Here is a 22,676-nt window from a genome sequence, read left to right on the forward strand (position 1 = left end):
ACGCTGCAAAGGTTTCAGTTTGGCATTGGTGGCAGTTGTCTGCTGTGGCAACTGGGGCTGGAAGTTTCACCCAATGATATCGATATGGTCTGTACTGAGGCAGATTTTCCTGCTATCTGCGATGCACTTAAGGCGGATGGCTTTACCGCACAAAATACAGCGCCTCACCCGCAGTATATGTCGGCACATTTTTGTCGTTTCAGCCGGGCAGACTGGCCGGATATTGAACTGATGGCCGGTATTGCGGTGAAACAGCACGATGAGCTTGTGCACTGGACATTTAAACCCAGGCAATGCCATTGGCAAAACCAGATCTGCTGGATGCCGCCGGCCGACTGGCTACAGCTGTATCAGTTGTTTAACCGGCCACAGCGGGTAGCGCAGTTAAAGCGTTACCTGCTGGAGTTAACACTACAAAGCCTGAATAACAGCTAACTGCGTCAGACTGTTTTTGCCCAGATACTGTTGTCCTGCCGGCTGGCCCGGCGCTGGCTGGCACGGGCCAGTAAGCAGAATAAAACCGCCAGCAACACCGCCGTGCCTTCCACCGCAGGCCGCAGCAGAGCGCCTTGCAGCAGCGGGGTTAGAAAAAACGCACCGCTGCTATACCAGGCCGCAATCGGTATCAACATTGTCAGTAGCGCGCAAATATACAGCAGTTCTGCCCCGGCTTTGGCTGGCTGGCGGATAAAGGCCCAGACTAAAGCGGCAAAGAACACGCTGTAATACACTGTGCTGTGCCAGGCTTCAGCCAGTAGTGAGCCGGCAATAAAGAGTGCAGAAACGCCCGCGACAGAGCCCAGACACACACCCAGTGTAAGTGACGCCATTAGGCGTATTTTGGCTGGTTGTGTGCCGTTGTTGCGCCGCCGTACTTCCAGCCACAGCAGGTTACCGCTGTAAAATAGCAGCGCACCCGCCAGACCCAGTACAAAGTACAGCCATTTTGACGCATAACCGGCAAAGTCGCCGTAGTGCAGGTTTTGTAAACCACGCAGGAAAGTGGTACCCGGCCGGAACTGGTCCGGGCTTAGCATACCGGCCAGCTCACCACTGGCGCTGTTTAGCACCACGGCGGCATTTTGCGTTAGGGTAGCCGATGGCAGGTGGCCATAAATAGTTACTGTGCCGTTGGTATCGTCTGCGTCATGGTAATACAGCATTTCTGGCTGCATGGCAGGCATATGTTCAGCGGCAAGCGCCAATAATTGATCTGGGGGTAACATTTTTGCCTGCACGCCTGATGGTTCAACGTGAGCGACAATGTCAAAATCCGGCTCTAAAATATCCAATAGTTTGCCGTCAAACACCAGAAACTGAAATGGCGCTAACATTAAAAAACCAATGGTGAGCACGGCGCCGCTCCAGGCGAAAATAACGTGAAACGGCAGTGACAATACGCCGATGACATTGTGCATATCCAGCCATTTCCGTTTGGTACCCTGATCAGACCGGAAGGCAAATAAGTCTTTAAGAAACACCGGCGCATAAATCACGATACCGCTTAGCAGCGCCAGACCATATAAAATACAGGCCATACCAAACAGATACAGGCCGGCCTGGCGTGGCAGGCCGGCAGTAAAGTGCAGATCATAAATCAGGCTGATAAAATCCTGCCGGGCGAGCTGTGGTGTGGCTTCAGGCTGAGCATCGGCGATAAATTTATACTGCTTGCCACTTTCTGCGTCGTACCACAGTACAGCCAGATCAGGGCCGTGCGCGCCGGGTAGCAGCAGGTTAAAGCCGTGCGCTGCCTGTGGATGCTGTTGCAATACCTGATCGATCAGCGGCTGGGCCTGGGCCAGCGATGGCGGTGCGCTACGTTGTTGCACGGCGCCGTGCCATTGCTGCAACTCATGTACAAACACCGAAATAGCGCCGGCGTAGAAAGCAATAAACAATAGCAAGCCGGTCAGTAAGCCGGTCCAGGTATGCAGGTTACGGAAACTTTTCTGGGTACTGACTTTCATTTATGCCGCCACGACGTAAGTTTTGAGCAGCCACAACAGGCTGTAGCTAAGTACCGCCAGCATTGTCAGTAGCAGCCATAGTTTTTTGTTACTGCGACTTAAGTACATCAATGCCATTATTAGTACCCATAATGGAAAGGTGAACAACAGCCACGGCAGCACAGAGCGCTGTGCTTCACCCGGAAACAACAGTGCCAGTATGCCAATCAACGCTATGGTAAGTGGCAGACCAAATAGCACGGCAGCCCAGTGTTTAGCGGCCATGTCGCACTCCTTTACGCCGGATCAGAAACGGCAGCAATACCCAGTACAGCATCAGTAATGTCAGCGCGAGGTAAAATGCGGGCCAGAACCCGTAGCCCGGTGCCAGTAACCATAGCGCTATCAGCAATGTGGTTATCGCGACAATCAGCAGCGCTGGCCCAGGCAGTTTCTTTTGCAGCAGCTGTTGCTGCGGCGCCAACAAGTACACCGCAAGCGCGCAGACAACCAGGCTGATAGCGGCCAGAAATAGCATCATAAGCCGGTTACCATTGCCACTGTAAACCAGCGCCAACGACACGTGGTGCCCCGAAAATAGCCACCTGTTCACCGGCCCAGTGATACTGCGTATAGCCTTTATCGAACAGGTTGTTGACGAACAGATACGCTGACCAGTTAGTGCTGTCGTAACTTAGCCGGGCATTAAACAGCGCCCGGGACGATAACCACAGTGTGCTGTCACGCGGGCCGGTACTGACTTTACTTCTGAAGTTACTGTTAAGGTTCAGCGCCCAGTTGTCGGCCAGATACCAGTTTGCACCCAGTGCAGCAGTATGGCGTGGCGCATAAGCAAATGGTTGGCCGGAAAAGTTGCTGATCATGGCGCCGGCAATAGCGTCAAATTCGTCATACTGGGTTTTGGAATAGGCATAAGAGCCGTACCAGTCGAGCTGATTATTGATACGCTGGCGCAACTCAAACTCGGCGCCATACAAATGCGATTTACCGGCGTTAACGGTATGCGAGTCAAAGCTGTTGATACCAAAATTGGCGATAACCTGTTTGTCGGTCCAGTCGATGTAGTACAGGTTGCTGTTAACGGTCAGGTTTTGATCCGGCCAGTTACTGCGCCATGCCAGCTCGTAGTTGGTGGTAAATTCTGGCTCATAGCCAAACACTTCACCGCGGGCAATATTGTACGAACTGCCACCCGAGCGATAGCCGCGCTGTACGGTAAACGCCAGCGATTGCTCTGTGCTGTACTGCCAGCGCACACCCAGTTTGGGTAAAAAGGCATTAAAATCGCGGCTGCTGGCCGGTACGCTACTGGCTGCATCGTTAACCATGCCCAGTACGGCGTTATTGATACCGGTAAAGGCGGCGTTCAGTGCCGAGCCGGGTGCGCCAAAATTGGCCGGGTCTGGCAACGTGCCAGCAAATTCTGCGGTGGTTTCTGACTGGTAATCGTATTGCTCGGTATCAAAACGGGCGCCTGCCAGTAAAGTCCACTGTGCTGACAGCTGATATTCCAGGTCAAAAAATGCTGCCAGGTTTTCTGATTGCGTTGGGCTGACATTGTTGTAGTCGACCGGGATAACAGGCAGCGCCTGTCCGTACAGCGCTGCCAGTTGCTGCGCTGTGGTGGCATCCAGCCCACTGCCCTGCAGCACAGCGGCAATAGTGGATAAAGGCGTGACAACGTTAGTCAGGGTAGATGTCATGCTGTCCATTTCGCGGCGTGACCAGTAAAGGCCCGCCAGCGCCCGTAAGTTGTCGCCGCTGTAGTGCAGCCGCAACTCCTGCGACAGGGTATCGAAAACACCGTCGGTCAGGCCATAGGCCAGGTTTTGCTCGGTCTGGTCATTATCGTAGCTACGAAATGCATCAGAGCGCGTTTTGGCGGTAGTCGCCGAAACAGACCACAGATCATTTAACTGGTAGTTTAGCTCCAGCGTGGTGACATCAGTAACAATATCGGTTTTACTCTCAGCATCTGAGCGGTTAATGCGGTTGTTGTAGTAATCATCCTGATCAATGGCGCTGTATACATACATATAAGGCCCTTCAGAATCGTCACGCAGGTGGGTTAGCCTGGCGCTAAAACCTGGCAGTGCTTTGGGTGTCCACAGCAGTTTGATCCGTGCCGACAGCGCATCTACTTCATCTTCGGGCTCGTTACGGGTAATGTTGTATACGTAACCGTCAAAATCGCGTTTTTCCAGCGCGACACGAAATGCCAGTTCATCTTCAATTAGCGGCCCGCCACCGGCAAAGGCAATGCGGCGATCAGATGGGTCGGAAAACTGCACTCTGGCTTTAGCTGCCCAATCCATTGTCGGGTCGGCTGAGCGCATCACAATGGCACCAGCCAGCGCGTTTTCACCCTGAATGGTCGACTGTGGCCCACGCATTACCTCTACCTGGGCAATGTCCCATAAGTCAGTCGGGCCGGCATCGGCAATCTGGCTTGGCAGCGCGGCGCCGTCTAAATAAATGGTCGCCAGCGGGTTAGACGCGCCGGCTTCATCGGCAATACCGCGGATAGTAAAGCCACGGCTACCATACATGGCCGACACATTGGCGGTGCGGTTTAAAATGTCGTCCAGGCTTTGCAGGTTTTCCTGCTCAATTTTAAGTGCTGTGGTTACCGCCACACTGCTGGTGGTGTCCTGTATCGAGCGGTCAGTTTTCTCACCCCTGACGGTAATAGTTTCAATCTGCCGCTCTGCGCTGATATCGGCAGCAGTTTGCGCAAATACGGGTAAACAACTTATAGCAATGGTGACGGCAGACAGCCTGAAACGGGATGCGAACAACATTACAGCTCCGTGTATTCATTTTAACTACGCAAACAATAATGCGAATGATAATGGATCTCAATAATGATGTGACAAAAGAACGGCTTTTGTTGGAAAAATACTGCTTCACACTCTTTATTAACTATTGTGTTTCTTTGGGGGAAGTAAAACAGCAGCTATGCAGCTGCTGTTATCCGGTCACAATTTTATTCAGCAATTTCTACTGCAGTGGGGTACAGCTGGTAAGCGTCCGGCTCTTCTTCTCCCTGTGGCCATAACCTTACCGTGCCCGTGGCATAAGCAGTTTTACCTTTTGCGCTGAGTGGAAATACCATATCGCCATCGCGTACTTTTATCCGAAACGGCAGCGACGCATCCTCAGTGCTGAACCTCATCCAGCAGCCTTGTTTGCTGCAAACTGAATCAACAGTACCGCTGATGGTTACTTCTTTATCGAGATAGTTAGCGGGCTGCAGCAGCTGGCTGACCGGTATCACAACTGTTTTGTCTACCGTTTCACCAAACAACGTCGCCGCTTGTGCTGATAGCAACAGGCTGGTTGCCAGCAAAGCATAAAAGGTTTTCAACATAGCATTTCTCCTGTAAGCAGCCATTTGTATCTTTAATATACAAAAAATAAACATAAAGTTTACCTTCTAAGTGTTTTACGCTATACCTGACACGGTATTTAGCTTAACAGGTTTCGAGAGTGCAATGTCTGCTGTGAAAAATAACAAACTAACGGTTTTTGGGCGTTAAATGCGGCGCAGTATAGTTTTTTCCGGTATCTGTATAACGTTGCAGGCATGCGGCAGTCAGCCGCAGCTATTTAAAGCGGCCGACATCAACAATGTTTATATCGCCGATTTTGTTTCAGACGCGCCGCAACAGTGTAAACCGACCGATGTCGATTTAAGCAATATTCAGGTAAAGCAGTTTTTTCAGCAGGCAGCCGAGGTTGAACATAAAACGCTGCATGATCATTACAACTATGCCCCCTGTGCCATTGAAGGCACGCTGACGTATCAGCAACAAAGTTGCAACTGGCAGGTCCGCGCCGGCGCCACAGGTTATATTCAATGCGGCGGTGACTATCATTACTTCGCCTGTGATAACTGCGAACAGCTGTTTAATGCCTCAGCACAAAAATAACACGTATTAATTCCACGCCTGACAACAGCATCAAATGATGCTGTTGTTCTTTGCCTGCGTTCTACACTTCCGTTACATTGTTCAAAAAGTAAACCAAAGGTATTTTTATTGATAAATTAATTATCTTTTGTTTTACATTTGTTTCTGTCGTCTGTACTATGCGCGCCGCTATTACTAACTTAGGGAAATTTAACAATGATGTTCAAGTACTTATTACCTGCGATTGCGCTGGCAGGCTCTGCCGCTGTTACTGCTGAAGAGTATCAGTTGTTTACTGAACTTCGCGCCAGCCATATCGACTACAGCAGCGATAATCTATGGTCTGTAAATGGCACTTACTTCTTCGATAAAAAACAAACCTTAGGCCCGTTAGACCAGTTTGAATATATCAATAAAGTGACCAACGTAAGTGCAGGGTTCAGCCGGTATGATGGCGAAAATTTCTGGACGGTTGGTGGCGAATATTTTGCTGAAAACAATCTGGTTGTTTCAGCCCGCTTCACCGAAAATGCTGATTTTCATACCACATCAGTGGGCTTAGGTTATCTGGTTTCCGATAATTTTATTGTACGGGCGCAAGCCGCAAAGCCTGAAGAAGGCAGCACAGATTATCGTTTCTCTGCCAGTTACAACCATCAGCTGCAGGGAAATGACTATGTTGGTTTTAGCGCTTACACTGATGACGAATTTGATTACTACGGTATCAGCAGTAAATATTTCGCCAGCTTAAATGATGATCGTTATATCACCTTGGGTGTGAGCCTGGATGAACTGAATGGCAACTCATTATGGGGTACGACGGCGGACTATTACTTCAGTAAAATGACGTCAGTTGGCGTCTCTTACGACAAAAATGATAACTACAGCCTGAATGCCAAGCACTTCTTTAACCAGAATTGGGCACTTGAAGCCGGCTTTGGCAGCAACACCGATACGTCTGATGCCAAGGTATACAGCTTAAGCGTTACCGGCCAGTTCTAAGTTTAACTGGGTAGTTACACTAGCGTTTTGGGGCAACAATTGTTGCCCCTTTTTTATTTGTAATTTCAATGACATTATGTTGGTTATATAGGAAGGCTGAGATATGTAAATATAATATGGCAACAGTACGCTGGACGAGACAACAAAGCTTAGTCGTGTTTAGTCTTTATTTCCGTTTACCTTTTGGTCGGTTTCATTCCCGCAATCCTGACGTTATTCAATATGCTAATTTGATTGGTCGGACTCCGTCAGCGGTTGCGATGAAACTGTCTAATATCGCAAGTCTTGACCCTGCTATCACTCAAAGTGGCCGCTCTGGTCTAACTGGGGCTTCTAGTGCCGATAAAGCCATGTGGCAAGAAATGCAGCAAGACTGGGCAGCTTTTTCTGTCGCTATGGCGCAAGCTGAACAAGAGTTAGGTGCAGATAATTTTACTGATTGTGTGAATACAGCGAGTAATGCAGAGACATCTAAATTGGCAGCAGTGAAAGTACGAATTGGTCAGCAGTTTTTTCGCAGTGCTGTACTAAGTGCCTACAACCAGCGCTGTTGTATCAGTGGCTTGGCTAATCCAAAACTACTGGTGGCCAGCCATATAGTGCCGTGGAAGACAGATGAACAAAATAGGTTAAATCCACATAATGGCTTAGCCTTATCGGCTTTGCATGATAAGGCTTTTGATTTGGGTTTGATTACTGTTGATGAAGACTATCGAGTAGTCGTGTCCAGCCAAAATACCGATAAAAGCGATCAGTTTTATACTGCTGCAATCGCCAGCTTTCATGGCAAACCTATAACATTGCCTGAAAAATTTTATCCAGCAGCACAGTTCCTTGCGTTTCACCGTGAGCATATTTTTCAGTAATCCGGACAGCTGCTCGACTCTTTGATATGCACCTAAAAGCGCAATCACAAAAAATTTCAGCTCTAAGCATTATGATGCGACTATAAAAATCAATGGATAACAGTAATGCACGCCTTAGAACTTAAAATTCCACCAGTGGCTCTGGCAGTGTTATTTGCGCTGGCTATGTGGCTGCTGGCACAGCTAACGCCGTCTTTGGCAGTACCACTGTTATGGCGGCAGATATTGGCTGGTATCTTTACTGTTACCGGTATCGTTATTGCGCTGTCCGGTGTACTGGCGTTTCGCCGCGCCAATACCACGGTAGACCCACGCGTGCCGCAGCAAAGCTCCAGCCTGGTGATTCGTGGTATTTACCGTTATAGCCGCAACCCTATGTATTTAGGGTTCTTATTGCTGTTGTTGGCGTTGACTTGTTATTTGATGAATGTGGCTGCTATGGCACTGCTGCCGCTGTTTGTGCTGTATATGAACCGGTTTCAGATAGTGCCGGAAGAGCGCTTTTTACTGCAAAAGTTTGGTGCTGACTATCAGGCTTACTGCGAAAGAGTGCGGCGTTGGTTATAAAAACTCTGCAGCCTATAACTAGTGATTATGGCTCTGTGCTTTTACTGGTTTAATGGTTAACTCGAAGCCACAGGCATGAGCGTATTTGAGTAAGGTAGACCAGCTGGGATTTGCGTTTCCCCGCTCCAAACGGCTTATATTGCTTTTCTGCGTTTGCATTTTTTCAGCGACTTGCGCCTGAGTCAGTCCTGCCTGAGTTCGCATCGACAGTAGTTGGTCAATGAAGGCAAATTCATTTTCAAGTAAATCGTACTCAGCCTTTACTTCCGCATTAGCTAAAGCGCGTTGCTTAAATTTTTGCAGGCTCATAACTGCTGTACCTCTTGTTGCCGCTGTCTGGCTAATTCCAGATCCGCTTTTGGCGTTTTCTGCGACTTTTTAATAAAGGCATGTAACACAAATATATGCCTGCCCTTTAAATAACAAAACAACCCCCGGCCGATACCTTCTGCTGCTTTAGCCCTTATTTCGAACAGGCCGCTACCCATAGACTCGGTATGTGGCGGCCCTAAGTTCGCACCATGTTTTTCCATTAACTCAAGCAATTTCAGCATTCTCGCCTGAATCTTTGGTGGCATGGCCAGGATCTGTTCATCTACGCCTTTGTAAAAGTCGATTTTCCAGTTCATAGATGACTCTTGAGTTGATTTATATGATAACTCTCCAGCTTCGGGCTGTCGAATAATTGTTCTGTTAACTTAGCAACGGCTTTAAGTATTTGCCGGTATGCGATTTTTCACAATCTGCTACCTGCTCTGGTGTGCCGGCGATCAGAATTTCCCCGCCGCCGCTGCCGCCTTCCGGGCCTAAGTCGATAATCCAGTCGCCGGTTTTAATCACATCCAGGTTATGCTCAATCACCACTATGGTATTGCCGTGGTCACGCAGGCGGTGCAGTACGTTCAGCAGTTGCTGAATATCGTAAAAATGCAGGCCGGTAGTAGGCTCATCCAGTATGTACAGCGTTTTACCGGTATCGCGTTTACTTAACTCACGCGCCAGTTTCACCCGTTGTGCTTCACCGCCGGAAAGCGTGGTAGCCGACTGGCCGAGCTTAATGTAGGTCAGGCCGACGTCCATCAGCGTTTGTACCTTACGCTTAATGGCGGGTATGGCTTCGAAGAAGTCGAGCGCATCTTCTACCGTCATATCCAGCACTTCGTGAATGTTTTTACCTTTGTACTTTATCTCCAGCGTTTCGCGGTTGTAGCGTTTGCCTTTACACACATCGCACGGTACATACACATCGGGTAAAAAGTGCATTTCTACCTTAATTACACCATCGCCCTGACAGGCTTCGCAGCGCCCGCCTTTAACGTTAAAGCTAAAACGGCCGACCTGATACCCGCGGGAGCGGGCCTCCTGCGTACCGGCAAACAGCTCGCGCACAGCAGTAAAAATGCCGGTGTAGGTGGCGGCGTTCGAACGCGGTGTACGGCCAATCGGGCTCTGGTCGATGTCGATCACTTTATCGAAATGATCCAGGCCTTTAATTTCACGGTGCGGTGCCGGGTCGTCACCCTCGCCTTTATTCAGTACCCGGTGTGCTACCCGAAACAGGGTGTCGTTAATCAGCGTGGATTTACCCGAGCCGGATACACCGGTAATACAGGTCATCAGGCCAAACGGTATGGCGATATCGACATCTTTTAAGTTATTACCGCTGGCGCCTAATACTTCCAGCCATTTTTTGCCGGGTTTATGCCGCTTTTGCGGTACCTCAATTTTACGCGTGCCAGATAAGTACTGGCCGGTCAGCGATTCCGGTTCGGCCATCACCTGCTGCAGCGTGCCCTGTGCCACCACATTACCGCCATGCACACCGGCGCCCGGGCCAATGTCGATAATATGATCAGCAAGGCGTACCGCGTCTTCATCGTGTTCGACCACGATCACGGTGTTACCCAGATCGCGCAGGTGGGTTAAGGTGCCAAGTAAACGATCGTTATCACGCTGGTGCAGGCCGATAGAGGGCTCATCCAGCACATACATTACGCCTACCAGGCCTGCGCCAATCTGGCTGGCGAGGCGGATGCGCTGCGCTTCGCCGCCGGACAGGGTTTCAGCACTGCGCGACAGATTCAGGTAGTTCAGGCCAACGTTAACCAGAAAGCTTAAACGGTCCTGAATTTCTTTTAATACCTTCTCGGCGATTTGCGCTTTTTGGCCAGTCAGCGAAAGCCGTTGGAAAAATGCCATACAATCGCCAATAGACAGCTCGACCACTTCCGGCAGGTTCGTTTTGCCGATAAACACATGGCGCGCTTCTTCGCGTAAGCGCGTGCCGTGGCAGCTTGGGCAGGCCTGATGCGCCAGATATTTGCTCAGCTCTTCGCGTACCGCATTCGATTCGGTTTCACGGTAGCGCCGCTCCATATTCGGCAAAATACCTTCAAACGGGTGGCTGCGCTGCACGATGTCGCCACGGTCGTTTAAGTACTTGAAGTCAATTACCGTATTGCCGCTGCCGCGCAAAATGGCGTCCTGCTGCTTTTTGCTCAGGCTGTTAAAGGGCACATCCAGGGCAAAACCGTAGTGATCAGCTAACGATTTTAACATCTGAAAATAATAGAAATTGCGCTTATCCCAACCGCGAATGGCACCGCCGGCCAGGCTCAGCTCGTCGCTGACAATGACTTTATTCGGGTCAAAATATTGTTTTACGCCTAAACCGTCACAGCTGGGGCAGGCGCCGGCCGGGTTGTTAAAGGAGAACAGCCGCGGTTCCAGCTCGACCATCGAATAGCCGCAGCTGGGGCAGGCGAAATTGGCTGAGAATACCAGCTCTTCAGCGTTTGGCTCGTCCATCAGTGCCACCCGCGCCACACCGCCGGATAAACCCAGTGCCGTTTCAAACGATTCAGCGAGGCGGGTTTTAATATCGTCGCGTACTTTAATGCGGTCGATCACCACTTCAATGGTGTGTTTTTTATGTAAATCCAGTTTTGGCGGGTCAGATAAGTCACACACTTCGCCGTCAATACGGGCGCGGATATAACCCTGTGCCGCCAGCGTTTCCAGGGTTTTAACGTGCTCACCTTTGCGCTCCTGCACCACCGGTGCCAGCACCATCAGTTTGGTGCCTTCGGGGAAGGCGGTAACCTTATCAACCATTTCACTGATTGTTTGCGCCGCCAGCGGTAAATCGTGCGTTGGGCAGCGTGGCTCGCCGACGCGGGCAAACAGCAAACGCAGGTAATCGTAAATTTCGGTAATGGTACCGACGGTTGAGCGCGGGTTATGTGAGGTAGATTTTTGCTCGATTGAAATTGCCGGCGATAAGCCTTCAATATGATCGACATCGGGCTTTTCCATCAGGCTTAAAAACTGCCGGGCGTAGGCCGATAAGGATTCCACGTAGCGACGCTGGCCTTCGGCGTACAACGTATCAAATGCCAGCGACGATTTACCCGAGCCGGATAAACCGGTGATCACAATTAACTTATCGCGCGGTATCGTCAGCGAAATGTTCTTCAGGTTGTGGGTGCGGGCACCGCGAATATCGATTTTATCCATTGTGATTTCCGGTTATGACAACGAAGGCTTTGAGGCTGTACAAATATACACTACATAAGGCTAATAAAAAACCACCGGTAAGGGGTTCTGATTGGCGGCTAACATTTATTATTAGCGAAAAAAGCCTCCGAACGGGTCGGAGGCAATATGGGTGAAGAGAGGGAGTAAGGTTTAAAAGGTATAACTGATACTGAACTCGATACTACGCGGCATAATGTAACGGCCGTTCGGGCTGCCGGCACTGCGCGGATCGCCTTCGGTAATGCCATCTTTATCGGTCAGGTTAGCCACAGATAACTGCGCTTTTAACTGCTCGGTAATATCCAGCTGTACGCCCAGATCAATTTTGCTGTAACCATCCAGCGTGACGCTGTTGGCGTTGTCACCATAGCGGTTGCCTACTGCTGATACCGTGCCGTATAGCGTGGCAAACATATCGCCGACATCAAAACCGTAGCTTGGTGTTACCCGTAGCATCCAGTCCGGCTGGCGTATGGCCTGATTACCCACCACCAACGGATCCGGGTGGTTGGTGATTTCAGTATCCTGCACGGTAGCGTTCAGGTTTACCGCAAAGCCGTTATCGGCACGGTAGTTGGCATCAAACTCGATACCCATAGCTTCGGTGGTTAACACTTCTGCCGGCGCACCCGGGCGGGTGACAAACAGCTCGCCGTCGACTTCGTTGTAAAACGCGGTCAGGTACATGCTGTAGTTTTGCTCGGCCCATTTGTAGCCGAACTCATACTGGGTGACTTCTTTAATTAACTTGTCACCGCTTTCAAAAGCACCGAAATTGTCTCGAAAATCGTCAAAAAACGGCATTTTATTGCCTTTGTTAACGCGCGCGAATACGCCCATGTTACGCTGCCACATCCAGTTTACACCGGCAGTCCAGGCGGTTTTGCTTTCATCGTAGTCAACAGCTTTGCTGATATCGCCGGTTAAGCCTTCGTCTACCACATAGGTTATTTTGTGGTTTTCGCGCCGGGCGCCAACGTCGACCCGCCATTGCTCGTTCAGCTGATACTCTACCGCGGCATATACGGCACTGGTATCGCCGTCGCCGGTGGCATCGATATCATAGTTCCAGCTGCAGCTTTCCAGGCTGTCGTTACAGTCGATGCCGCTTAGCGCTTCGCCGCCTTTTTCTACAACAAACCAGGATTGGTTACCGATAGACCACCAGTCCTGCACCGAGAAATTGGTGGCGTAATAACCGAGTGTAAAGACGGCGTTGTCAGTGGTTTTGCTGACTGACAGATCATTGGTAAAGGCATCGATATCTTTTAGTACCACCCAGCGGCCAATTTGTTGTACCACTGTATCGTCATCGTACACTGTGCCGGTGGTGACACCGGTTACCGGGCCATTAATACCTGCCACGTTAGCCAGTGTGGTGGCGCCGCCTTCCGGCACCAGCCCTAGCGTATTGGCTTCGCCGTCGATATGGCTGAAGCGGTACAGTAAGCGCCAGCTGTCGGTTAAGTCTAAATCGACAGTGCCGCCGGTAATGCCGCCTTTCCAGCCGCGGCCGTCACCAAAGTCATAGCTTTGTTGCTCGTCATCCGGGCCATAGGCTATCTGGCCGAGGCGGTTATTCGGGCCAATCTGACTATAGCTGTTATCAACGCCGGCCACGTTCAGTGCAACCGGTAAATGCCAAACGCCGTGGTCGTCGGTTTGGCGGGTATACACATTAATACTGCCGTTATCCAGCTCTTTGGTGACATTAACGGTAAACTGGTGGCCTTTTTCAGAGTTAAAGCCGGTTTCGCGTGGCCCTTCAGAACGGCTGATATAGCCGCCTGCCATCACATACAGCCGGTCGGCAATTTCACCGCTGACCACACCGTCTACCCGGCGCAGGCCGTAGCTGGAGGTGGAGAACTTCACCAGGCCTTCGGTTACTTCACTGCCTTCTTTTAACAGGAAGTTGGTGGTTAGGCCGGGCTGACCATTGGACAACACCGGCGTAGAGCCGCCGCGCAGGGCTTCCATAAAATGCACGGTTTCATCCAGCCGGAAAATAGATGAGTTTTCTAAAAACGATAAGGTTGGCGGCGGAAATATAGGGGCGCCGTTTAATTGTATGGTTAAGAACGGTGCATCACCGGTACTGGGAAAACCACGGACAAAGACGTTCGCACCGGCAATACCGCCCGAGCTTTCAGCCCAGACGCCAGGCACTACAGTAAATAGCTCAGCAGTGCTTTTCGGTGCCAGCCGGCCGATGTTTTCGGCCGACACATTGGTAATGGCGTAACTGGTATCTACCTTAAAGCCAGACATACCGCTGGCTTTACCGGTAACAACGATCTGTTCAATATCACCCTGCGGTTGGGTGTCGCTGGCTTGTTCGGTACTGGTCTGGGCAATAAGCGGCATGCTACAAAGCAATGCCAGCGCGGCACTGATCTTATTGAGTCGTGCGTTCATTTATTCTTCTCCTGCTATCCTGTCGATGATGGCACGGTCTGTTGTTATTTGCCGGGCATTTTAATGCTCTGTCTGGTGTGCCTGATACCGTGCGAAACTAAACATAGGTGATATTGCAATCGATTGCAATAGTGTGATTGATGTTTTTGCATACGATTGCAAAGTAAGTTTGTCCTGTTGAAAAGTTAAAGCGCCGCTTAACGTTGCCGGGCGCAGTCTGTTCGGGCATTATTAAGGGCCGACAATGAATCAGCGTTAAAAAAGCAGGTATTGTGGCCATTACACCAGCAAAAACTATGACATTATCTGATATCGCCCGTCTGGCTGGCGTATCTGAATCGACAGCATCGCGCGCGCTGCGTGACAACCCGGTGATCAATGCCCAGACCCGGCAAAAAGTGCAGCAGATAGCGGCTGAGCATCAGTTCAAAGTTAATGCCACGGCCCGCAGCTTACGTACGCAAAAAAGCTATACCATCGCCGTTATTATTTTGTTTGATGCTAAAACCCAGCAGGCAATAACTGACCCGTTTTTACTCGATATCCTTGGCGTGATTGCTGATGAGCTGACGCATCAGGGCTATGACATGCTGCTCAGCACCAGTAAAACCACCGACAAAGACTGGCGCAGTTACTATTTTGATTCTAAACGCGCTGATGGCCTGATTGTGATTGGTCAGGGCGAGCATGATGAGCGGGTCGAGCAATTAAGTGCCGCAGGTGTGCCTTTTGTGGTATGGGGTGCTGCAACCGGTGCCGAACCTTTCCCGGTTATTGGCAGCGATAACCGACAGGGCGCGCAGCTGGCCGTTGCGCATCTGGTGACGCAGGGTTGTAAGCGCATTGCTTTTCTGGGCGATGTGCGCCACAGCGAAATTGAAATGCGTTATTTAGGCTATCAGGATGCGCTTACAGCGGCCGGTATTAAACCCGAGCCTGCACTGCAACTGAATACCGATTTTACCGCTCAGGACGGTTATTTGCAGACACAGCAGGCGCTGTTTAAAGAGCTTAACAATCTCGATGGCATTTTTGCCGCCAGTGACGCTATTGCAATGGGAGCGATGAAAGCCTTACTGGAGCATGGCGTTAAGGTGCCGCAGCAGGTAGCGATTGCCGGCTTTGACGATATTGCGATGTCGGCGTACTGCACACCGTCGCTGAGCACGGTAAAACAGGATACCCATGCCGGCGGCAAGTTGCTGGTATCGCAGCTGCTGCAGCGGATCAATGGCGGCAAAGCGGCATCGCAGTTATTGCCGGTAAAGTTAATTGAACGGCAATCCAGTTTGCGAAAACAATGAGGCGGCGGGTTTGACTAAACTTTGCCGTGGCTTGCGTTACCATTGCCGTCGGGCTCGCCACAGCAACTCCTTCGCGCTGACGCACTCAGTCAGACACTCTGTGTCGCCCCGTCAGCAATGCTAACCGCCACTGCTTAGGAGCACACTAAACATTCAGCAAATCTGTCAGTGTAATTGCAGCTACGTCCGGGTAAACCTTTAATGCCCCGTTTAATACTGCGGCATCACCAATAGCTATAGCTTTCATACCGGCACGGTTAATGGCCTCGATGCCGGCCTGAGCATCTTCGACACCAATACAATGCGGTGGCGCGGCACCCAGCCCCTTCGCTGCCAGTAAAAACACCTCGGGGTCGGGTTTGCTGTTGCTGACGGTATTGGCATCGGCAATATAGTCAAACTGTGCGGCTATACCTAAACGCTGCACGACAAAGGCCGCATTCTTGCTGGCTGAGGCCAGGCCGATTTTAATGCCACTTTGCTTAAGCGCAGTAAACAGCGTCTGCACACCCGGGAACAGGTTATCCGGTGTAATATGGTCAATCAGCTGAAGATAATGCGCGTTCTTTTGCTGCATTAGCCGGTTTTCGTCGTCGCAGCTCAGGCTTACGCCGCCTTTTTGCAGGATCCAGCGCAGTGAGCCTAAACGGTCAACGCCTTTTAATTGTTCGTTGTCATGCTCGTCAAAGGCAATACCTAACTCGTCGGCTAAGGCCTTCCAGGCGTAAAAATGGTAAATGGCGGTGTCGGTCAGCACGCCGTCCAAATCAAAAATAACGGCCTGACAGTTCATATGGATGCTCCTATTACGCGGCTGACGCTATCGCCCTGGTTAAGCGTAATGGCTTCTGCCTCATGGTGCAGTGTTAAAGGCTCGCCACTGAGTAGCTGATAGCTGGCCTGACGGCTGTCGGCGCTGAATTGCAGCACGCGGCCGCGGTAACATAAGCGGAAGCTCAGGCCGGGTAGTTGTGGCGGTAGCTGCGGTTTGAAATACAAACCTGACGGCCGCGAGCGTACACCGGCAAAACCCATCACCAACGACATCCAGCTACCAGCCATACAGGCAATATGCGCACCAAATTCGGTGTTGGCGTGGTGGTTATCCAAATCCATCCGCGCACTGTCGCCAAAAAACTCATGTGCACGGCCGGTATCTCCGGTTTCGGCAAACATAATGCTGTGAATGCAGCTGGATAAGCTGGAGTCATGCGTGGTCAGCGGTTCATAGTAAGCCAAATCACGTTGCTTTTGCGCCGTGGGGATAGCGTCATCGAGTAGCATTAACGCCAATACCACATCGGCTTGCTTTAACACCTGATGGCGGTATATCACCAGTGGGTGGTAATGCAGCAACAACGGGTATTTGTCGGCCGGGGTATTGGCGAAATCCCAGGGTTTACGCTGCAGAAAGCTGTCGTCCTGCGGGTGCACCTGCAATTTGTCGTCAAATGGCAGATACATGTTATCTGCGGCCTGTTGCCACTGCTGCAGCTCTGACGTGGTTACGCCAAGCTGTGCCAGCAACGGGCTGTTTTCCTGTTGCAACTGCTGCAGAATTTGCAGCGTAAAACGCAGCTGCAACTGTACCATCGCATTGGTGTAGAAGTTGTTATTGACCAGTGCTGAGTATTCATCGGGCCCGGTCACCATATGGATCTCAAACTTACCGCTGGTTTGAGAGAAAAAGCCCAATTGCAGCCATAAACGAGCCGTTTCGATCAGCATTTCGGCGCCCATCTGCTGCATAAAAGCCCAATCGTCTGTCGCCAGGTAGTAACTGCGTATCGCGTAGGCTATAGCGGCATTAATATGGTACTGCGCGGTGCCGGCCGGGAAATAGGCCGAGCATTCTTCACCGCCAATGGTACGCCACGGGTACAGCGCTCCCTTACTGTGCGACATTTGCTGTGCCCGCTCGCGGGCGGCATCGAGCTGGCTGTAGCGCTGTGTCAGCAGTTGGCGGGCAATGTCCGGCCGGGTCAGGCTCATTACCGGCACCACGTAAATTTCAGTGTCCCAGAAGTAATGGCCATCGTATCCCGGCCCGGTTAAGCCTTTGGCGCCGATATTGCTGCTGCCGTTACGGCCGGCCGATTGCGCGAGGCTAAACAGATTAAAACGAATTGCCTGCTGCAGCGCGATATCTCCGCTGATCTGTACATCGGCCTGTTGCCAGAACTGCTGCCACCAGTTTTGGTGTGCGGTTAATAAAGCGGCAAAGCCCTGCTGCTTTGCTGCATCCAGTAAAGTCAGCGCCTGCTGGCTTAAAGTGTTTTCATCAGTGTCTGCACTGTGGCAGTAAATCACCAGCTTATGCACACTTTGGGCAACGTTTTGCTGAAGTGACAAGCTAAATTGCTGTGTCAGTGTATTGGCCTGTTGCTGATCCTGACCGATTAACGTAGCACCGGCGGGCAGCAAGTGTGTTGTTGCCGCCGCAACAAGAAAATCGGCGCCTTTAGCACGGTGCAGCATCAGGCCATGTTGCTGCTGAAACTGCTGGCTTAGCAGCGTTAAGCTGTCGGCAATTGACATTTCACCCACGCGCGGGTCATCTTTTTTATAAAAGCCCGGGTAAGCGGCGTCCAGCTGACTGGTCAGGGTAATATCGCCGGAAAAATTCAGGGCGGTAATTGTCAGTTCAATTGCCATCAGGTGCGTATTGGCTTGCGACACGAAACGGCGGCTTGTTATGCGCAGCTGTTTGCCGCTTTTACTGCTCCAGTGCATGTCACGCTGCAGCACACCCTGTTGCATATCCAGCGTACGCTGTTGTGAGCTGGCAGCTGTAATGCTGACGGTTTCGCCATCCAACTGCAGCTTCAGCACTTTAGCATTGGCGACCTGCAGCATTTTATGGTTATTGCGGGCAAAGCCGTAAGCTGACTCACCATAGTGGATTGGCTCGCTGCTGAAGACACCGTTTAAATAAGTACCTTCACAGCTGGCGACGCCCTCTGGTGCGCCTTCTTCCAGCGTGCCACGGCTGCCGATATAGCCATTTGCCAGGCTAAGCAGGGTTTCCTGCAGTAAAAGATGTTGTGGCTGATAATGGCTGTCGGTCAGCGTCCAGGGAGCGACGGTCAGAGGCCGTACCGTAGCGGCAGGATGTAACGACATAAAGCGTACCTGATAAATTGCAGTAAATATGCTTAATATACAGCTTTTGCAATCGATTGCAATATGCGGTAAAACCGTTGTATAGTGCAAAATGTCAGCAAACAGTCTGACAACAGGGTAAAACAACAATAGCTGTATAAACGGCATAAAAATGAGAACCAGACTATGGCCACTTTGCGTATCCGCTTGTCGCTGCTACTGACCTACTTTGTGTTTGCTATTTTGCTAAACAGTGTTGGTACTGTGATATTGCAGGTGATCCACACTTATCAGATCAGTAAATCTGCCGCCAGCGTGCTGGAAGGTTTTAAAGATATTCCCATTGCTGTGGTGTCCTTTCTGATTGCTGCTTATCTGCCCCGCCTGGGTTACAAGCGGGCGCTGCAGCTGGCTCTGACTTTGGTAACAGCAGCCTGTGTGCTGATGCCGCTGGTGCCGGCATTCTGGACTACCAAGCTGCTGTTCTTTACTGTTGGCGCCAGTTTTGCGCTGGTCAAAGTGTCGGTATACGCCAGTATCGGCGTGGTGACCCGCAGCAAGGCCGAACATGCATCGCTGCTGAACTTTATCGAAGGCGGCTTTATGCTGGGTGTGTTGTCCGGCTACTGGCTGTTTTCTGCTTTTATGGACCCGGCAGCGCCGCAATCCAGTGGTTGGCTGCAGGTGTATTGGCTGCTGGCCTTGCTGTGCGCGGCTAATTTGGTATTGCTAAGCAGTACCTCATTTCCAACGCTGGAGCTACCTGCAGTGCAGCCATTGCGGCAGGATTTTATCGCTATGCTGCAGCTGGTGTACAAACCACTGGTGTTTGTGTTCGTGTTGTCGGCGTTCTTGTATGTGTTGATTGAACAGGGTATTGGTAGCTGGCTGCCGACCTTTAACAATGAAGTGCTGGCGCTGCCCAATCAGTTGAGTGTACAGCTGACCAGCATTTTTGCCGCCAGCCTGGCGCTTGGCAGGATACTGGCCGGCGTAGTGCTAAAGAAAATATCCTGGTACAGCCTGTTAAATGGCTGCCTGCTGGCAATGGCATTATTGATCATACTGACGTTGCCGCTGACGCACGATATTCACGTTGATGCCGATGTCAGCCTGCTCAGCGCGCCGCTGGCTGCCTATCTGTTCCCGCTGATCGGGTTATTTATGGCGCCGGTGTACCCGGTGATTAACTCAGTGATCTTAAGCGCACTGCCCAAGGCGCAGCATGCCGCGATGACCGGCCTTATTGTGGTGTTTTCCGCGCTTGGCGGCACCACCGGCTCAATGGTTACCGGTTATACCTTTGCCAATTTTAACGGCCAGACCGCGTTTTATTTATGCCTGTTACCACTCAGTTTGTTGTTATTGTTGGTTGGTTTATTTCATCGTCAGAGCAAGCTCGTCACGGTCTGATAGCCGTTAAATAGGATGGAAATACGCTTAAAGCCAGTGTGTTCTGTGCTACACTGGCGCGCTTATTTCAGTGGTTAATTCTTATCTGATGCATCATTTGAATTCGTTAGAAAAACGCTCTGCGGTTGCGCTGGCGCTGGTGTTCTCCAGTCGCATGCTGGGGCTGTTTATGCTGCTACCGGTGTTTGCGTTGTATGGCCGCGAGCTCACCGGTTTTTCACCGTTATGGATTGGCCTGGCCATTGGCGCCTATGGCCTGACTCAGGCAATACTGCAAATTCCGCTTGGCTGGTTATCTGATCGCATAGGCCGGCACAAAGTGATGCTGGGTGGCCTGGCGTTGTTCGCAGTGGGGTCAGTGGTAGCGGCACTGGCTGACTCGGTGTACATGGTGACTTTGGGCCGGGTGCTGCAGGGTGCAGGTGCTATAGCCGGTGCCGTGCTGGCATTGGCGGCAGATCTTACCCGCGATGAACAGCGGCCTAAAGTGATGGCGATTATCGGTGCCAGTATCGGTTTAAGCTTTGCCTTAGCGATGGTACTGGGGCCACTGCTGGCGAAATGGGCCGGATTAAGTGGTGTGTTCTGGGCGACAGCCGTGCTGGCCTGTGCCGCTATGTTACTGGTAGCTTTTGTGGTGCCGAAAAGTGTCAGTAAAGCGCCGATGGCAGAAACGCTGGCATTGCCACAAAGCCTGGGTGCGATGCTAAAACACCGCCAATTGTTGCAGCTGGATATCGGCGTCATGCTGCTGCATTTAATGCTGACGGCAATGTTTGTTGTGCTGCCGTCACTGCTGCAAAACTACGGCATGCAGCCGGTCAAGCATTGGCAATTTTATCTGCCGGTGCTGCTTGGCTCTTTTGTGCTGATGATCCCGATGATGATTATTGCCATGCGTAAAGCACAGGAAAAAGCCTTTTTCCTGCTGGCGGTAGCCTTGCTGATAACAGCTATGTTGATAGTTTTGCTGTTGCCGGGTTTTATCACGCTGACCTTAGCAGTAGTGTTATTTTTTATTGGTTTTAACTTTCTGGAAGCCAGTTTGCCGGCGCTGGTGTCTCGCATAGCGCCGGCCGGGCAGCGTGGCAGCGCTATGGGCATTTATTCCAGCAGCCAGTTTTTCGGCGCTTTTTTAGGCGGCGCAGCCGGTGGTGCCGTCGTGCAACATTTTGGCTACCAAGCTCTGTTTGCCGTACTGGCGGTTATTGGTTTAATATGGCTGGCAGTGGCCAGCACCCTTTCTATTCCGCCACGCGCGCAGCGCTTATCTTTGGCGGTATCGGTACAGACGGAACATCAGGCTAATCAGTTAGCTGCGCAATTAACGGCGTTAGCCGGGGTGCAGGAAGTGACATTGCTACTGGCAGAACAACGCTGTTATCTGAAAGTCAGCTCAGCACAATTTGACACAGCGCAGGCGCAGGCGGTGATCGCCGCTGCCGGGGCTTAATAATTTTTTAGGAGAATTCGCATGGCGCGTGGCATTAATAAAGTCATTCTGATTGGTAATCTGGGCACGGACCCGGAAGTACGCTATATGCCGCAAGGTGGTGCTGTGGCTAACTTAACGGTGGCGACATCAGAAAGCTGGACAGATAAAGCGACTAACGAACGTAAAGAACAAACTGAATGGCACCGCGTGGTGATTTATCAGCGTTTGGCCGAAATTGCCGGTGAGTACCTGCGTAAAGGCAGCAAAGTTTATATTGAAGGTAAACTGAAAACCCGCAAATGGCAGGATAAAGACGGTGTTGAGCGTTACACCACGGAAATTATTGCTAACGAGCTGCAAATGTTAGATGGCCGTGGTGAAGGCCAGCAACAAGGCGGTGGTATGGGTGGCGGCCAGCAAGGTGGTTACCAGAAACCTGCTGCGCCACAAGGTGGCTACCAGCAAGCGGCACCACAGCAAGCTTACCAGGCGTCGGCACAAGGTGGTTATCAGCAAGCTACACCTCAGCCACAAAGCGGTGGTTACCAGCAACGTCCGGCCCAGCCGCAAGGTGGTTATCAACAGCCGGCACAGCCACAGCAACGTGCACCGATGGAACCGCCAATCGACTTTGATGACGATATTCCGTTCTGATACCAACTCAGAATGAGTAGAAAAGCCCCGTTTACACGGGGCTTTTTGTTATCTGGCTGGCGTATTATTTATTTCTGGCAGTTCAGCTTTGCAGAAGGCTTGCCAGAGTAATGCCGATAAAGTTGGCGATGGCATAGCCTAACACGCCAACTAATACCCCCGGCGTGACTAAATAGCGCCAGCCTTTACTGGCGGCCAGTGCTGCTGCTGCTGCAGGGCCGAGAATACAGGCACTGGATGCGACCATCATTTCTTCCAGTGTGAACTTCAGTTTAGCGCCAAGCCAGCAAATAAGTGCCAGATGTACCATAACTAGGATCAGCACAAACTGCAGCATCGGCAATGCGGCCGCTATCATGCTGCTGAAGTTGGCTCCCAGGCCAATAGTGGCGAAAAACATGTACATCAACAGGGTACCCAGCTTGTAATCAAAGGCCAGCTGTTGCTTCAGCCGTACCGGAGCAAAATTCGCCACCAGCAGGGCCAGCAGGGTAATG

The 22,676-nt window shown here is 51.2% G+C and carries 21 protein-coding genes; 9 read left to right on the forward strand and 12 right to left on the reverse strand.

Annotated features, from left to right (window positions below):
* The coding region (locus VIN66_RS01655; protein WP_331922373.1) for a hypothetical protein at positions 1-435 on the forward strand (435 nt) is incomplete at its 5' end.
* 5 nt (positions 436-440) lie between these two features.
* Here VIN66_RS01655 and VIN66_RS01660 read toward each other — a convergent pair.
* The 5 genes from VIN66_RS01660 to VIN66_RS01680 form a co-directional block, all read right to left on the reverse strand.
* Entirely contained in the window at positions 441-1,970 is a 1,530-nt protein-coding gene (locus VIN66_RS01660; RefSeq protein ID WP_331922374.1) for a PepSY-associated TM helix domain-containing protein, read from the reverse strand.
* Entirely contained in the window at positions 1,971-2,234 is a 264-nt protein-coding gene (locus tag VIN66_RS01665) for a hypothetical protein (protein ID WP_331922375.1), read from the reverse strand.
* Positions 2,224-2,490 carry a hypothetical protein gene (locus tag VIN66_RS01670; RefSeq protein ID WP_331922376.1) on the reverse strand — a complete coding sequence of 89 codons (267 nt, stop codon included), beginning with the start codon at positions 2,488-2,490 and terminating at the stop codon, positions 2,224-2,226. Before VIN66_RS01670 ends, VIN66_RS01665 begins: the two co-directional genes overlap by 11 nt.
* 7 nt (positions 2,491-2,497) lie before the next feature.
* The gene (locus VIN66_RS01675; RefSeq protein ID WP_331922377.1) at positions 2,498-4,771 is read right to left on the reverse strand and encodes a TonB-dependent receptor; all 2,274 of its coding nucleotides are present in this window, start codon (positions 4,769-4,771) and stop codon (positions 2,498-2,500) included.
* Positions 4,772-4,956: 185 nt separating this feature from the next.
* On the reverse strand, positions 4,957-5,340 hold the full coding sequence (locus VIN66_RS01680; protein ID WP_331922378.1) for a DUF4920 domain-containing protein: 384 nt from the start codon (positions 5,338-5,340) through the stop codon (positions 4,957-4,959).
* A gap of 169 nt (positions 5,341-5,509) precedes the next feature.
* On the opposite strand from VIN66_RS01680, the gene VIN66_RS01685 reads away from it, so the two are divergent.
* The 4 genes from VIN66_RS01685 (at position 5,510) to VIN66_RS01700 (ending at position 8,316) form a co-directional block, all read left to right on the forward strand.
* Positions 5,510-5,902, forward strand: coding sequence for a hypothetical protein (locus VIN66_RS01685; protein WP_331922379.1), 393 nt, complete (start codon positions 5,510-5,512; stop codon positions 5,900-5,902).
* A 195-nt stretch (positions 5,903-6,097) separates the two neighbouring features.
* Positions 6,098-6,883 (forward strand): putative porin, encoded by a 786-nt coding sequence (locus tag VIN66_RS01690; RefSeq protein WP_331922380.1) that lies wholly within the window; start codon positions 6,098-6,100, stop codon positions 6,881-6,883.
* Positions 6,884-6,999: 116 nt separating this feature from the next.
* A complete protein-coding gene (locus tag VIN66_RS01695; RefSeq protein ID WP_331922381.1) occupies positions 7,000-7,749 on the forward strand; it encodes an HNH endonuclease in 750 nt (249 codons plus the stop codon).
* 105 nt (positions 7,750-7,854) lie between these two features.
* Positions 7,855-8,316 carry an isoprenylcysteine carboxylmethyltransferase family protein gene (locus tag VIN66_RS01700; RefSeq protein ID WP_331922382.1) on the forward strand — a complete coding sequence of 154 codons (462 nt, stop codon included), beginning with the start codon at positions 7,855-7,857 and terminating at the stop codon, positions 8,314-8,316.
* A gap of 18 nt (positions 8,317-8,334) precedes the next feature.
* On the opposite strand, the gene VIN66_RS01705 is transcribed toward VIN66_RS01700, so the two are convergent.
* From VIN66_RS01705 to VIN66_RS01720, 4 genes are all read right to left on the reverse strand, one after another.
* The gene (locus VIN66_RS01705) at positions 8,335-8,625 is read right to left on the reverse strand and encodes a helix-turn-helix domain-containing protein (RefSeq protein ID WP_134053234.1); all 291 of its coding nucleotides are present in this window, start codon (positions 8,623-8,625) and stop codon (positions 8,335-8,337) included.
* Entirely contained in the window at positions 8,622-8,945 is a 324-nt protein-coding gene (locus VIN66_RS01710; protein WP_331922383.1) for a type II toxin-antitoxin system RelE/ParE family toxin, read from the reverse strand. The genes VIN66_RS01705 and VIN66_RS01710 overlap by 4 nt, the downstream gene beginning before the upstream one ends.
* A 64-nt stretch (positions 8,946-9,009) precedes the next feature.
* Positions 9,010-11,832, reverse strand: coding sequence for an excinuclease ABC subunit UvrA (gene uvrA, locus VIN66_RS01715; protein ID WP_331922384.1), 2,823 nt, complete (start codon positions 11,830-11,832; stop codon positions 9,010-9,012).
* A 171-nt stretch (positions 11,833-12,003) separates the two neighbouring features.
* The gene (locus VIN66_RS01720; RefSeq protein WP_331922385.1) at positions 12,004-14,271 is read right to left on the reverse strand and encodes a TonB-dependent receptor; all 2,268 of its coding nucleotides are present in this window, start codon (positions 14,269-14,271) and stop codon (positions 12,004-12,006) included.
* Positions 14,272-14,567: 296 nt separating this feature from the next.
* Between VIN66_RS01720 and VIN66_RS01725 the strand changes: the two genes are divergently transcribed.
* Positions 14,568-15,575 (forward strand): LacI family DNA-binding transcriptional regulator, encoded by a 1,008-nt coding sequence (locus VIN66_RS01725; protein WP_331922386.1) that lies wholly within the window; start codon positions 14,568-14,570, stop codon positions 15,573-15,575.
* Between the two features lie 145 nt (positions 15,576-15,720).
* Here the strand turns inward: VIN66_RS01725 and pgmB are convergent, their stop codons facing one another.
* Together pgmB and VIN66_RS01735 are read right to left on the reverse strand one after the other, a co-directional pair.
* Positions 15,721-16,368: a beta-phosphoglucomutase gene (pgmB, locus tag VIN66_RS01730; RefSeq protein WP_331922387.1), complete on the reverse strand. Its 648-nt coding sequence runs from the start codon at positions 16,366-16,368 to the stop codon at positions 15,721-15,723.
* Positions 16,365-18,698, reverse strand: coding sequence for a glycoside hydrolase family 65 protein (locus VIN66_RS01735; protein ID WP_331922388.1), 2,334 nt, complete (start codon positions 18,696-18,698; stop codon positions 16,365-16,367). The genes pgmB and VIN66_RS01735 overlap by 4 nt, the downstream gene beginning before the upstream one ends.
* Before the next feature lie 165 nt (positions 18,699-18,863).
* Between VIN66_RS01735 and VIN66_RS01740 the strand changes: the two genes are divergently transcribed.
* The 3 genes from VIN66_RS01740 to ssb all read left to right on the forward strand — a co-directional run bounded on the left by VIN66_RS01740 (position 18,864) and on the right by ssb (position 22,179).
* A complete protein-coding gene (locus VIN66_RS01740; protein ID WP_331922389.1) occupies positions 18,864-20,090 on the forward strand; it encodes an MFS transporter in 1,227 nt (408 codons plus the stop codon).
* Between the two features lie 70 nt (positions 20,091-20,160).
* The gene (locus VIN66_RS01745) at positions 20,161-21,543 is read left to right on the forward strand and encodes an MFS transporter (RefSeq protein ID WP_331922390.1); all 1,383 of its coding nucleotides are present in this window, start codon (positions 20,161-20,163) and stop codon (positions 21,541-21,543) included.
* A gap of 21 nt (positions 21,544-21,564) precedes the next feature.
* Positions 21,565-22,179 (forward strand): single-stranded DNA-binding protein, encoded by a 615-nt coding sequence (gene ssb / locus VIN66_RS01750; protein ID WP_331922391.1) that lies wholly within the window; start codon positions 21,565-21,567, stop codon positions 22,177-22,179.
* 82 nt (positions 22,180-22,261) lie between these two features.
* On the opposite strand, the gene VIN66_RS01755 is transcribed toward ssb, so the two are convergent.
* Positions 22,262-22,676: DUF819 family protein (locus tag VIN66_RS01755; RefSeq protein WP_331922392.1), on the reverse strand; the 415-nt coding region annotated here is incomplete at its 5' end.

Origin of the sequence: Rheinheimera sp. (genome assembly GCF_036568245.1) — a bacterium.
Classification (GTDB): Bacteria; Pseudomonadota; Gammaproteobacteria; order Enterobacterales; family Alteromonadaceae; genus Alishewanella.